A 12,275-nucleotide genomic window follows, 5' to 3' on the forward strand; every position below is an offset into this window, starting at 1 on the left:
TCGGTGGGACATCATTCGGGCTGTGGACCTGAGACCGGAGCTTCTGCCCCCGCCGGTGAGCCGGCAACAGCTCGATGAGCTGAGCTACGAGATCGACCGGATCGCCGACCTGGTGGCGAGCCGTTCCACGGCCGCTGACGAGGCGATCCGGTCCTTCAACGCGAGGACGGGCCACGACTATGCGGCGCTCGACTTCGTCGAGTACCACGGCAGCAGGTCTGTTGAGGAGTTCGCCAAGGAGGCGGCCAGGCCCGCTCGGCCGCGGGTTGCGGATATATCGCGGGACGAACTCGTCGAGATCGTCCGCAGAGTCCTGATTGCGCCCCCGGAGAGCGACTACTACCTGCGACTCCTCGAAGCGAACGTGTCGCATCCCCGGGTCAGTGACCTGATCTTCCATCGCTCGGGCGACTTCCAGGACGCAGCTGCGGAGGAGATCGTCGATGAAGCCCTGAGATACCAGCCGTTCGCGCTCTGAGGTGCCAGGCGTCGGCCGGGCGGCGCTTTGCCGTCATGCCTCCCACCACCAGCACCGCACGGTCCGGCTCAGCCACCTCGGACGTCATTGGAACCCACCCTCCACACACCCGGCGCGGCCGACCGCGTTCCTGCCCGGCTGACGGAGGTGCGCGCCGTCAGGACGCGGTCCGCTTCCTGGCCGCCTTCTTCGCCGGAGCCTTCTTGGCGGTCTTCTTGGCGGTCTTCTTGCCCGCCGCCTTCTTCGTGGACGGCATCGCGCGCACCTCACCCTTGCCGCCGGTCTCGCCGCGAGCCTCCTTGGCTGCCTTCACGCTGTCCTTCAGGGCGGCCATCAGGTCCACGACCTTTCCTTCGGGCCCGACCGGCGCCTCCATCTCCGGAGGCGCCACGCCTGCCGCCTTCGCCTCGATGACGGCTTCGACGGCTTCCCGGTACTGGTCGCGGTACTGGCTGACCTCCGCCCCTCCGATGGCGTCCATCAGGGTGATGGCTTCGTCGACCTCGGAGTCGGAGAGGTCTACGTCCTTCGGCGCGAGCCCTTCGCTGGAGCGGATCTCGTCCGGCCAGTGGAGCGCCTGGAGGACGATGGCATCGCCGACAACGCGCAACGCGCCGAGCCGCTCACGGTTGTGCCACGCGAACTTGGCGATGGCCACCTTGTCGCTGCGCTCAAGCGCTTCTCGCAGCAGCGTGTACGGCTTGGCCGCGACGGCTCCGTCGCCTTGCAGATAGTAGGGGCGTCCGAAGCGGATCGGATCCAGGGAATCGGCGGGAACGAATGCCTGCACGTCGATCGCCTTCGCGGTCGGCAGTGGCAGCTGGTCGAGCTCCTCGTCCGCGATGGGCACGAGGTTGTCCTTGCTCTCCTCGTAGGCCCGGCCGATCTCGTCCTGGCTCAGGACCTTGTCGTCGAGCTCGCAGACCTTGCGGTACCGGATCCGCCCGCCGTCGGCGGTGTGGATCTGCCGGAAGGACACCGAGTGGTCCTCGGTGGCGGGCAGCACCTTGATCGGGATCGTGACGAGCCCGAACGACACGGCACCGGACCATACGGGGCGCATGGCTACCTCCACAGGCACCCCCCTGGGAGTGTCCAGCGTAGGTGAGGTCCGCACATCACGCTCCTGGTCACCCCGCACCAGCATTCGAACGTAGGATCGAATGGTGAGTGTGGACGAGTGGCGGTCGAAGGCCGGGCCGTGGGCCAGGGCCGAGCTCCCGGACGGCCAGGAGCTGGACGTCATCGTCACCGCCCGTACCCGCACGGCCGACGGCGCCTGGTGGTTCGAGGCGGAGGCCATCCTCCCGGCCAGACACGAGCACGCCGACGGCAGCACCACCGTCATGGGTGCCCCCACCCCCATCAGCGTCCCCGCCGAGCGGATCACCCCGATCCCCGGCGAGAACTACAGCCGGCTGCCGACGGTCGGAGCGGTGGCGGGGCGGCAGTGGGTCGTCGAAAAGCTCCACCAGTACAGCGAGGAAGCCCCCGCCCGCCGCCTGCACCGCCGCGACTGCTGGCAGGCCCGGGACAGCCACACCCGCATCACCACCGAGCAGGCAGTCGAGCTGTGCGCGGGCGCCGAGGACGTGGCGATGTGCGACATCTGCCGTCCGGAGCGGGCCCTGCGGTGCTGATCCGCACGCTTTTCCGCTGGATCGCGCGGTGCTCGCCGCAGGGTGAGCCGGTTACGGCGTTCGACCACAAGGTGACGATGGCCTACCGGTGGCCGATCGACGACCTCGCGGGGCTGGCGGGCAAGGCTGGATTCATCGAGGTGGGCCGGATGTTGCGGGAGCCGCGCGAGGAGGAACGGTTCCGGCGGGGTCATCCGCTGATGCACAAAGGCACGTAGCTGAGGCAATCGCCTGAGCTGAAGGGGACGTTCAACGGTGCCGGTACGTCGGCACGGGCGCAACAAACTGCTTGCTGTGATCCTTCCCGGTAATGAGGATGGCGCCATTCCTACGCTCACCGCTGCCGACGGGACCGAGCTCGCCTATCACATCACCGGGGAAGGCAAGCCGCTGCTCTGCCTGCCCGGTGGACCGATGCGTGCGTCCGCCTACCTCGGAGACCTCGGTGGACTGTCGAGGCGACGGCAGTTGGTCATGCTCGACCCGCGGGGCACCGGTGACTCCCACATCCCTCGCGATCCGGCCACATACCGCTGTGACCGGCAGGTCGACGACGTCGAGGCCCTCCGGGACCACTTCGGGTGGGACAGCGTCGATGTTCTCGCGCACTCGGCGAGCGGCGATCTGGCCATCCGCTACGCGGCCCGCTACCCGCGGCGCATCCGCACGCTCAGCTTGATCACAGCCCGCGCTCGCGCCCTCGGTGTCGACTTCACCGCAGAGCACCGGCGGGAGGTCGTGGCGTTGCGCGCGGCCGAACCGTGGTACGAGGCGGCTCGCGATGCCTATGAAGCCATCTGGTCCGGATCCCCCACCGACGCCGACTTCGACGCTGCTGCCCCGTTCTTCTACGGCCGCTGGGACGCCACCGCCCAAGCACATGCCGCAGCCGACGCCGAACAGACCAACGAGCCGGCAGCGGACGTCTATGCGTCGTCCGGCGCCTTCGACTCCGTCGCAACCCGCGCCGCCATCTCCTGTTTGGACGCGCCGGTGCTGGTCCTCGCGGGTGAACTGGACAGCGGCCCGCGCCCCCATGTCGCCGCCGACATCGCGAAGTTGTTCCCCCGCGCCGAACTGGCGGTCCAGCCGGGCGCCGGCCACTACCCATGGCTTGACGACCCCGTCCGCTTCACCCGGACCGTCGCGACCTTCCTCACCCGGGGGTGTTTCCGGCCGATCACGTAGCTCGTTGCCAACGGGACATCGCGCCGTCCAGGGCCTCCGGTCCGGCACCAGTGGCGCGCTCGGCCTGCCCTGTTCATCGGGCAGTCCGCCCCCGTACCCCCGCGCGGGAACAACGCTCGATCGGTCCCATCAGACGCTGCCCGAGCCGGCCGCGATCCCGCACTGGGCGGGTACCGTGTGGCCGCCCTGCGCCAGGGCGGTAGACCTAGACTTCCGGTATGGAAGAGACGTGGCTGGAACGGCTCGGTACCGGTAAATATCTGCTCGTCACCAGCTACCGCAAGGACGGCTCGGCTGTTGCCACCCCGGTGTGGGTGGTGTCCGACGGAGTGGCGCTCGGGGTGTGGACGGCTGCCGACTCGTGGAAGGTGAAGCGGATCCGCAACCGCGGTGATGTGCTGGTGGGCCCCTGTGACATGCGGGGCAACCCCACGGGCGAGCAGCGGCCGGCCGTCGCGGAGGTATGCGACGCGGCCACTACCGAGCGCTACCGCGGGCTCGTGGCACGCAAGTACGGTCTTCTGGGGCGCCTCACCCTCTTCGGCAGCCGGCTGCGGCGCGGCAAGGAGGGCACGGTCGGCATCCGTATCTCGGCGGCGCCCTGACGCCCCCTCTCGGCCGCCGCGTTGTACCTCAGCTCGCCGGGCCGTGGATACGGCGGTGGGCCAGCGCCCACCACACCTCGGCCAGATCCGCCGGATCGCGCAGATTGGTCCCGGTGAGCTCCTCGAAGCGGCGTAGCCGGTTGCGCAACGTGTTGGGGTGAACGTAGAGACTGCGTGCGGCCGCTTCCAGGCGCATGCCCTGGCGGAGGTAGGCGGCGGCCGCCTCCTCCAACTGGAAGCCGTCCTCGCCCCGTTCGGCCAGAGGTTCCAGACGCAGCCGCACCAGCTGCTCACCCACCGCGGGCATGGCCACCACCGTCGCCCGCAACCCCAGCTCCTCGCGGGTGAAGACCCCGGCGAACCCGGAGTCGACCGCGGCGCGCAGCGCCTGGGTGGCGCGGGCGAATTCGGTGGCGAGAGCGGACCGGGCGGCCGGGGCGCCCAGGCCCACCACCAGGCCGTGGCACAGCCCGCTCGGGCGTGCGGCCAGCAGCCCGGCCGCGTCCCCGTCCACCGTGGTCGCCAAGGGGCTGCCCACCGCGTCCCGGGCGAGCCAGGGACGCAGGAGGTCGAGGGCGCGGGACAGGGCCTCCTTCCCCGGGTCCGCGCCGGGGGCGGGCCGGGCGGCACGGGCTGAGTCGGGGCCGGTGAGGGGCAGACGTGCGCGGAAAGGGAGGCGCAGCGCGCTCCGGTCCCAGACGGCGTCCGCGTCCCCGTTGTCCGGGTCGTCCCAGCGCGCCTCGCCGAGCAGCAGCGCACGGACCAGTACGGCGTTCCGGCCTTCGGTCGGCACCTCCTGCCGGGCCGCGGCGTGACAGCTGCGGACGATGCGCAGTGTGGTGGCGTTCGTCCAGGCCCGCAGCGTCTCGGCGATCGGCAGCAGTTCCTCGGCGGTGGCGTTCCGGGCCGCCATCTCCTCACCGAAGCGCCGCCAGACGACGTCCGATCCGATGCGGTACGCCGAGATGATGTCCTCGACGGGCAACACCCGGGCCAGGGCGGCGACCTCGTCGAGAAATCCGGCGGGCAGGTCGTAGGAGTGGCCGGGATCGCGCCCGCCGCTCCGCGGCACACGGTATTCCTCGACGGACCAACGCTGCACCACCGTCAGGCCGTTGCGCACCGCGGCCCTCACGCCCGGCCGGACGCTGTCCGGCGACTGTGCCGCGTAGGAGGAGAGTTGGCCCCGGAGGGCGGCGATGACCTCATCGGTGAGCGCGCCGATGCGATCGTGCAGCGCGGTGACGGCCTCCGGCACCGTTGTGGAACCCCCCACCCGTCCCCTCCCGACTCGGTGTCTTTCTCCATGGCGAAAGTGATCATTCGCCGCCATGCTACGAGGAAGCCGCCCGAACCCCTACAGATGTTCGATCCTTGATAATTTCTGAGCTGTTATCAGGATCCGTCGTGGTGGGGTGCGCGGGCTTGCTGTTCCCTCTCGGTCACCCCCAAGGAATCCCATGGCTGTTTCCTGGCGCCGCATCGTGGTGCCCGCCGCTGCGCTCGGCGTACTGGTCCCCGCCGCCCTCGGCGGCTACGCACTGCTCTCGGACTCCCCGGACTCCGGCACCTCCCCGGCCGGTACCCGAGCCGCGGGCTCCCCGAGCCCGGACACCGTACCGGGCACCGATGACGCGGCCCCCGGCGCGGACGGCGGTGCCGTCGCCGCCAAGCCCTCGGTCACGCCCAGCGGTTCGGGACGCTCGGTCGCGGTGAAGCTGTCGTCGTACGACGCTCCCGGCAAGCGGGCGGTGCTCAAGCCGTCCGCCGGCAAGTCCGTACGCCCGGGTGATGTCATCGCCGCGGCGCCGAGCCGCAAGGCCCCGGCGGGCGCGCTGTTCAAGGTGCGCACCGTCTCCGGTTCCCAGGACGGCGAGACGCGGGTCACCACCGCGCCCGCCACCCTCTCGGAGCTGCTCGGCGATCAGAAGGTGAACCAGCGTGCGGCGTTGCGCGCGGGCGAACTCAGCGTCAAGCCGCTCTCCTCCGGCGTCACCGTGCGGAAGCCGTCCGACGGCGGAGAGTCCGGCGCGGACGGCGGTGGCGGTTCCGCGACGCCGTCGCAGGGGGCGAGCCCGGTGCCGTCCGACGGGGCGAGCGCTTCCGCGGGGACGGGCGAAGGGACTCCTGACGGCGCGTCACCGACCCCGTCGGCCTCCGACGCCGGAGGAGCGCACACCCAGCTCGGCCACCACGCGGCCGGTGCCACCCCGCGCGGTCCGCTGCCGTCGAGCGCGGCGAAGGGTATGGACGCCCTGCGGCTGGGCGTCGATGTGCCCCTGCCCAAGGGCGTGGAGGCGACGGGGAAGTCTCCCGCGCGGCTGGCCGGTGACATCGCCTTCCGGCCTGAGCTGATCTTCCAGTACGACCGGCGTGCCGGGCACAGTCTGCTGCCGCAGCGCGCGGCCGTCGGCCTCGGCGGCTCCTACAGTTACGGCTGGCAGGTGCACGGGAAGGTGCGGCACACCGCCGACACCGGACAGGTCGCGGTGCCGCTGGCGGCGGTCACCGGCCGCCACGTCTTCTGGATAGGCCCGGTGCCGGTCGTGGTCAGCACCGAGGTGACCTTCACCTATCGCTTCACCGCGGGCGGACGCATCGTGCTCGACGCGGACCAGCGCACCACCGGTTCGTTCGCCGTCGGCGCCCGGTACGACCGCGAGGACGGCTGGCAGCCGCTCCATGAGGCGCACCAGCAGACCAAGGGCGGCGCACCCCAGGTCCGCGGCGCGGCCACCGCGACGGCCCGGGTCGGCGTACGCGCCCAGGTGTTCCTGTACGACACCGCGGGCGTGGGCGGGGATCTGTCCGTGTACCTCACCGGACGCGCGGCGGCGGCCACCGGCGGCAGCACCCCGGCGTGGGCGCTCAGCGCGGGCTACGACCTGAAGACCGAGCTGATGCTCCAGCTGAAGATCTTCGGCATCACCATCGCCGACCTGAGAACCACACCGTTCGCCCTGCACGACGAGCGGAAGCTCTTCGGGCGCGGAAAGCTGCCCCCGGCCTGAACCGGCGGGGGCCGCACCCCGCCAGACCGAAGGCGCCTGCCCGGTACCACCCGGTGCAGGCGCCTTCGCCGTCCCCGCCCCGCCCCGCCCTGCGGAAAGGTCACCTCACGCCTACCGCACGGGCGGGGGGCCGGGGGCGGGCCCTCGGAACGACTCCGGTCAGGGAGCCATCTCGTAGGCTCCGGCCAACGCCTCGACCCGCTCCCAGACGCGGGCCGAGCGGGCCTCGTCGACGACCGGGCGCCGGACCGCGCCCAGTGCCCAGCGCTGCTGCTCCGCCGTGGCGGAGTCCTTGCCGTGCAGTTCGACGGCGTAGGCGGAGAAGTCGCGTACGAAGACCGCGAACAGCTCGTCGAGGACGTTCTCCTCGATACCGGTCAGACGCCCCTGCTCCAGGATCAGCTGGCCGTACACCACCAGCGCGAACAGCTGGCCGACGGCGAGGAGGAAGTCCAGGTCCTTGCTCTGCCCCTCATCGGGGGCGGCGGTCATGACGAACTCGCACAGGGCGTCCGCCTGCTCCCGGAAGCGGCCGACGTTGGGGATGTGGGCGTAGGCGTCGTAGGCGGCGCGCCAGTCGTGGAAGCGGATGGAGCCCAGGCCACGCGCCGGACCCTGCCGGAAGAGGAACGCGTCGTCGGCCGCGTCCAGGCGGGTCGGCACGGGCTCGTACTCGGCCGGGGCCAGCAGGTGGTTGCCCATGAACTTCAGGATCAGGGCGAGGTTGACGTGGACGGTGCCCTCCAGCTTGGGCAGGCCCCGGATCTCGGTCGCGGCCTGCGAGAAGTAGGTGTCCTTCTCGAAGCCCTTCGCGGCGATGACGTCCCACATCAGGTCGATGACCTTCTCGCCCTCGGTGGTCACCTTCATCTTCGTCATCGGGTTGAAGAGGAGATAGCGGCGGTCGTCGGGCCCCGCGGTGCGGAAGTAGTCCACGGCCCGGTCGCTGAACAGCTTCATCCCGACCAGACGGACGTACGCGTCGGCCAGTTCGCGACGCACATGCGGGAAGGCGGTGACGGGACGGCCGTAGAGGATGCGGTGGTGCGCGTGGGTGACGGCCTCGTACATCGCGTGTTCGCAGATGCCGACCGAGGCGGTGCAGAGGTTGAACTTGCCGACGTTGACGGTGTTGAGGGCGGCGTCGAAGGCGGCACGGCCGGTGTGCAGTACGTCATCGGGGCCGACGGGGTAGTTCTCGAGGCGGAACTCACTGACGTACTTCGAGGAGTCGACCACGTTCTTCACCAGGTGGTACGCCGGGTGGCGGCTGTCGGCGGCGAAGAACACATAGCCGTCAGGACCCTCGACATCGGTGCGCCGACCGAAGACGGAGACGAGCCCGGCGGCGTTGCCGTTACCGATGTAGTACTTGGAGCCGCTGGCCAGGAAGCCGCCGTCACCGTCCGGCTCCAGCAGCATGTCGGTGGAGTAGATGTCGGCGCCGTGCGCCTTCTCGGACAGACCGAAGGCGAACACCTCGCCCTGGGAGAGGAGTTCGGCCGCGCGGGCGCGAGCGGTGGTGTTCTCGCTCTGCCAGACGGGGCCGAGTCCGAGGATGGTGACCTGCCAGGCGTACCAGTAGTCCAGCCCGTAGAAGCCGAAGATCTCGTTGAGGGCGGCTATCCGGGCGGTGTCCCAGCGCTTGTCCTCCTCCCCCTCGGCGGAGGCGGAGGCCGGAGTCAGGAAGGTCGCGAAGAGCCCTTCCTTGGCGGAGAACGCGAGGAAGTCCACCAGCCACGCACGGGTGCGGTAGTCCTCGATCAGCCGGCGCTTACCGCGGTCTTCGAACCAGTCGACGGTGGCGCGCAACAGCCTGCGGGTCTCGGGGTCGAAGTGCGCCGGGTCGTAGGTGCGCGGGTTGAACAGAGTTGCGTCGGCCACGGAAGGTCGCCTTTCCGGCTTGAGGGTTGCGGGGGTGGGTGGAGCGGCCGCGGGTTGCGGCGGGTGCGGGCGGGCGGTGCGGACCGCACGGCGGCGGGTGTCTCGGCCGCCCGGGGTTCAGCGCTCGGTACGGAGCTGGTGGAGCGTGGCGAGTACGTCGTCCAGCCAGGCGAGTGTCATCTGCTCGTACGCGATACCGCCGCGCAGGACGACATGCTGGAGCGACTCCCCGGCGGTGAGGGTCGCGGGCGCCTCAGGACCGGTGAAGTCCCGCTGTTCACCCGCGAGATAGCGGGTGAGCCGGTCGCTGTGCGCCTCACGGTGCCGTTCGACCTCGCTGATCAGCGCGGCCGGATCGTCGAAGGCCGCGCCGCGGATCTTCACGGCGAGGTCGTGCCGCACACTCTCGGGTTCGATCGGCTCGTGCAGCCACTGGGACAGGGCGGCCCGGCCGGGCTCGGCGACGGAGTACTCCTTCTTGTCCGGCCGGGCCTGCTGCGACACCTCGCGGGCCTCGATCCAGCCATCGTTCTCCATGCGCTTGAGGACGCGGTAGATCTGCTGATGGCTGGCGGTCCAGAAGTAACCGATGGACCGCTCGAACCGCCGGGCCAGCTCATAGCCGGAGCCCGCCTTCTCCAGCAGGGAAACGAGGATCGCGTGTTCGAGCGCCATGCCTCGATGTTGCTATGCAACTCGTTGCATAGCAAGAACACCGCTCGGAATGAGGCGTGGTTCACCTTCGCGGCCGGGAACGGACCGAGCCCCGGACCGTTGCGGATGCTGTTCCGTTGCGGTCCGGGGCTCGGCAGAAAAACGCCGTCGGCTCAGCCAGGGGCGGCGGCCGCGCGCATCATGACGCAGTCGAACTCCACCACCCGGCCCGTGGTCTCCTCGCGGGTCACCGGGTACATGCCCGTGATCTCGAACCCGCTGCCCTCGTACACGGCGATGGCCTCGCTCATCTGCGGGCTCCCCTCGTAGAGCCGCAGCACCGCCACCTCCGACTGCATCCCCACGAAGTCGCCGATCCGGTCCCCGGCGCCCGCGAACACCTCCAGGTCGTACCCCTGGGTGTCCATCTTGAGATAGGGCCGGGGCTCGGCCAGACCGGCCAGCGCTTCGTCCATCACACCGTCCAGCCTGCGGATCTCGATCTCCTCGGTGCGCGTCTTCGCGAACCGCCGATAGCGGTCCCTGCCGTAATCGCTGGGCGGAAGCAGCGAGTTCATGGTGTTCCAGTCCGCGTGGATGGTTGCGGTGGCATCCTCGCGCCCCAGACCGAAGGGATACACCCACCAGTCCGGATCAGCCTCCGCGGCCTGCTGCAACGTGGCGAACGTGTCCTTGGTGGGCTCGAAGGAAACGATTCTGCCGGAGTAACCGAGCCGACGCAGGCGCTTCGCGTACTGACCGGCATTGGCACCGACGTCGAAGACGCAGTTCACACCGTATTTCTCCAGCAGTCCGGCCACATGGTGAGCGCACAGATACGAGGCCGCCGCCAGCTGGAGCGAGCGTTCATCGGCGGAACCACTCTCGTCGACAAGGAGTTGGGCCCCGGTGTCACCGAGCGGAACATTTGTCAACTTTCCGGACGGATCGCCACGGCCGCGGGCGACCACCCACATGCCCCCGCGCATCCGCGCCACCGTGTACCGGCCGCTGCCGCGGGTCACCAGATCGGCTTCCCGGCCCACGGGAACACGCACGCGTTCACCCCGCCGGGACAGCACGGCCGTACCCGAGCCGAGATCGAGCACATGCACCCCGAGCCGGGGAAGCACATGGAGCAGTCTTCTGTAAAGAGTCCTCATTCAGACAGCGTCGCAGGGATCAGCCGTCTCAGAGCCCCACTTGCAGCCAATTGGCGCACATCCGCAACGCCGCCCACTCCTCACCCGCCCCGGCGGCGCCCCACCGCACACCAGCAGCGGGCGGGCCCGGTGACCGAGCCCGCCCGCAATGCCCCGTTCCGCTACTCAATGATCGTCACTGGCCAAGGCTCAGGGTGTGCCTCAGTACACCCGGTCCTCCTGGTCCGGGACGACGGAGCCGTCGGGGCGCCGCAGCGGACCCTGGACACCATCGGTGTTCATATGCCCCTTGGTGGCGCAGGGGTAGGGGGTCTTCTGACGCGCCTTCGGCTCGATGAACATGGGATTCACGACCCACCGCCGGTCGGCGTTGTCGTAGGCGCGGCACATGAGTTCGGTCTTGTTGCGATTGATGGCCAGATGCCCGGCCGTGGCGTCATTGACGAAGGTGACATCGGTTTCCGCGTCGCCCGCGCCGAAGGCGATACGGTGCGCGGGGTCCTGCTTCCGCCATGCCTCGGCGCCCTTGATGCCGTAGATGCCCTTGTTGATCCAGCAGCGTTTGCCGTCCATGTACGTCAGCGCGTCACCGCCGGTGTTGTCCGCGACGTCGCCGCACCCCTGCACACCGGTGGTGAGCTTGCCGTCCTTGACGACATTGCGGATACCGACGATACGGTCGTCCGGGAATCCGGCGCCCGGGGCCCAGGCCCGGACGATCGGCTCGGCGGAGGCGGACACCACCCAGACGTCGAATCCGGCTTTCCGGAGGGTGCGGATGAGGTCGAGCTGCTGCTCGTAGTAGCGCACATAACCGGCCCAGCTGTGCGTACCGACCGTCTGCTCCGTGCCGATCGGTGCGGCGAGGTTCTCGGCGCGCGCCTTACGGGCGAAGGCGGTGAGCTGCTCGGGGGTGTGCCCGGCGAACAGCTGGGTGATCCAGACATACGAGGGAACGGTCCTGCGGTGATTCCACACGCCGCTGAAGGCGGTGTCCCCGGCCGATGTCTTCTCGTCCGCGTAGACGTCGAGGATCTCGTCGGTGCAGTCGGTGTCCGTCGAGGTCGGCAGCGGACGGCCCGCCGGTACGGAGGTGCCGCAGGCGCGGGTGAGGGCGCGGTGGGCGGCGTCGGTCATCCACTTGTTGGTGGCACGCCAGCTGGTGGGCTGGAGGATCTTGTCGTGCTTGAGCATCCACGCGAGCGTGGCGTCGGAGATGTCGTTCTTGACGACGGTGTTGTCCCAGTCGAACGCGGCCACCGGCCTCGGCGCACCGGTGCGGGAACCCTGGCCGCAGATGCCACGTTCGTCGATCATGCGCTGCAGTCTGGCGCGGTTGTTGCCGTACCACGGCAGATCCTTGCTGAGCTGCGGGCACTCGGTACGCGACGCCCGGGGGGCCGACGTGTCACGGGCCGTGGCGGTCATCGGGGCGCTGAGGGTGGCGGCAAGCGCGAATGCCAGACACGTCATCGCCGGCCTGAGAACCTGCTTACGGAGCATGGGGCCTCCTGGGGGTACGAGCGCGTGCGTCGCCGAAGACAGGGACCATCGTCTCGGCGTGGATCATGGACTGTACCGAGTCAGGGGATCCCGCAGAAGTAGGTCCGCACAGGACAGTGATCGGGGGCGCTGACTTCCGGTCCGGTGGG

The 12,275-nt window shown here is 69.8% G+C and carries 11 protein-coding genes and 1 pseudogene; 6 read left to right on the forward strand and 6 right to left on the reverse strand.

What is annotated here, in order from left to right:
• The first annotated feature begins 22 nt into the window (after positions 1 to 22).
• The gene (locus AC4BEG_RS00775) at positions 23 to 478 is read left to right on the forward strand and encodes a bacteriocin immunity protein (RefSeq protein WP_490703953.1); all 456 of its coding nucleotides are present in this window, start codon (positions 23 to 25) and stop codon (positions 476 to 478) included.
• 157 nt (positions 479 to 635) lie between these two features.
• Here the strand turns inward: AC4BEG_RS00775 and ku are convergent, their stop codons facing one another.
• The gene (gene ku, locus AC4BEG_RS00780) at positions 636 to 1,541 is read right to left on the reverse strand and encodes a non-homologous end joining protein Ku (protein ID WP_490703954.1); all 906 of its coding nucleotides are present in this window, start codon (positions 1,539 to 1,541) and stop codon (positions 636 to 638) included.
• Positions 1,542 to 1,641: 100 nt separating this feature from the next.
• Between ku and AC4BEG_RS00785 the strand changes: the two genes are divergently transcribed.
• The 4 genes and pseudogenes from AC4BEG_RS00785 to AC4BEG_RS00800 all read left to right on the forward strand — a co-directional run bounded on the left by AC4BEG_RS00785 (position 1,642) and on the right by AC4BEG_RS00800 (position 3,911).
• Positions 1,642 to 2,118: a DUF6233 domain-containing protein gene (locus tag AC4BEG_RS00785; RefSeq protein ID WP_490703955.1), complete on the forward strand. Its 477-nt coding sequence runs from the start codon at positions 1,642 to 1,644 to the stop codon at positions 2,116 to 2,118.
• Positions 2,119 to 2,156: 38 nt separating this feature from the next.
• Positions 2,157 to 2,336: pseudogene (locus tag AC4BEG_RS00790) on the forward strand (SAM-dependent methyltransferase); the annotation flags it as partial.
• 76 nt (positions 2,337 to 2,412) lie between these two features.
• Complete coding sequence (locus AC4BEG_RS00795; protein ID WP_490703956.1) at positions 2,413 to 3,306, forward strand: alpha/beta fold hydrolase; 894 nt, start codon at positions 2,413 to 2,415, stop codon at positions 3,304 to 3,306.
• 218 nt (positions 3,307 to 3,524) lie between these two features.
• Positions 3,525 to 3,911 carry a PPOX class F420-dependent oxidoreductase gene (locus tag AC4BEG_RS00800; protein WP_490703957.1) on the forward strand — a complete coding sequence of 129 codons (387 nt, stop codon included), beginning with the start codon at positions 3,525 to 3,527 and terminating at the stop codon, positions 3,909 to 3,911.
• A 28-nt stretch (positions 3,912 to 3,939) separates the two neighbouring features.
• On the opposite strand, the gene AC4BEG_RS00805 is transcribed toward AC4BEG_RS00800, so the two are convergent.
• Complete coding sequence (locus AC4BEG_RS00805; protein ID WP_490703958.1) at positions 3,940 to 5,187, reverse strand: PucR family transcriptional regulator; 1,248 nt, start codon at positions 5,185 to 5,187, stop codon at positions 3,940 to 3,942.
• 184 nt (positions 5,188 to 5,371) lie between these two features.
• On the opposite strand from AC4BEG_RS00805, the gene AC4BEG_RS00810 reads away from it, so the two are divergent.
• Positions 5,372 to 6,922, forward strand: a complete 1,551-nt coding sequence (locus AC4BEG_RS00810) for a hypothetical protein (RefSeq protein ID WP_490703959.1) — start codon at positions 5,372 to 5,374, stop codon at positions 6,920 to 6,922.
• A gap of 159 nt (positions 6,923 to 7,081) precedes the next feature.
• On the opposite strand, the gene AC4BEG_RS00815 is transcribed toward AC4BEG_RS00810, so the two are convergent.
• The 4 genes from AC4BEG_RS00815 to AC4BEG_RS00830 form a co-directional block, all read right to left on the reverse strand.
• Positions 7,082 to 8,806: an acyl-CoA dehydrogenase family protein gene (locus AC4BEG_RS00815; RefSeq protein ID WP_490703960.1), complete on the reverse strand. Its 1,725-nt coding sequence runs from the start codon at positions 8,804 to 8,806 to the stop codon at positions 7,082 to 7,084.
• Positions 8,807 to 8,923: 117 nt separating this feature from the next.
• Positions 8,924 to 9,481, reverse strand: coding sequence for a PadR family transcriptional regulator (locus AC4BEG_RS00820; RefSeq protein ID WP_490703961.1), 558 nt, complete (start codon positions 9,479 to 9,481; stop codon positions 8,924 to 8,926).
• Positions 9,482 to 9,633: 152 nt separating this feature from the next.
• Entirely contained in the window at positions 9,634 to 10,623 is a 990-nt protein-coding gene (locus tag AC4BEG_RS00825) for an FkbM family methyltransferase (protein ID WP_490703962.1), read from the reverse strand.
• Positions 10,624 to 10,824: 201 nt separating this feature from the next.
• Positions 10,825 to 12,096, reverse strand: coding sequence for a haloacid dehalogenase-like hydrolase (locus AC4BEG_RS00830; protein ID WP_490703963.1), 1,272 nt, complete (start codon positions 12,094 to 12,096; stop codon positions 10,825 to 10,827).
• Positions 12,097 to 12,275: the final 179 nt, after the last annotated feature.

This window comes from Streptomyces sp. JLBJ103 (assembly GCF_058215575.1).

Bases quoted from the DNA above. Each gene is read 5' to 3' on its own strand.
- AC4BEG_RS00800 (WP_490703957.1), top strand. From the start codon at position 3,525: ATGGAAGAGACGTGGCTGGAACGGCTCGGTACCGGTAAATATCTGCTC.
- AC4BEG_RS00825 (WP_490703962.1), bottom strand. From the start codon at position 10,623: ATGAGGACTCTTTACAGAAGACTGCTCCATGTGCTTCCCCGGCTCGGG.
- AC4BEG_RS00820 (WP_490703961.1), bottom strand. From the start codon at position 9,481: ATGGCGCTCGAACACGCGATCCTCGTTTCCCTGCTGGAGAAGGCGGGC.
- AC4BEG_RS00830 (WP_490703963.1), bottom strand. From the start codon at position 12,096: ATGACGTGTCTGGCATTCGCGCTTGCCGCCACCCTCAGCGCCCCGATG.
- ku (WP_490703954.1), bottom strand. From the start codon at position 1,541: ATGCGCCCCGTATGGTCCGGTGCCGTGTCGTTCGGGCTCGTCACGATC.
- AC4BEG_RS00810 (WP_490703959.1), top strand. From the start codon at position 5,372: ATGGCTGTTTCCTGGCGCCGCATCGTGGTGCCCGCCGCTGCGCTCGGC.
- AC4BEG_RS00785 (WP_490703955.1), top strand. From the start codon at position 1,642: ATGGTGAGTGTGGACGAGTGGCGGTCGAAGGCCGGGCCGTGGGCCAGG.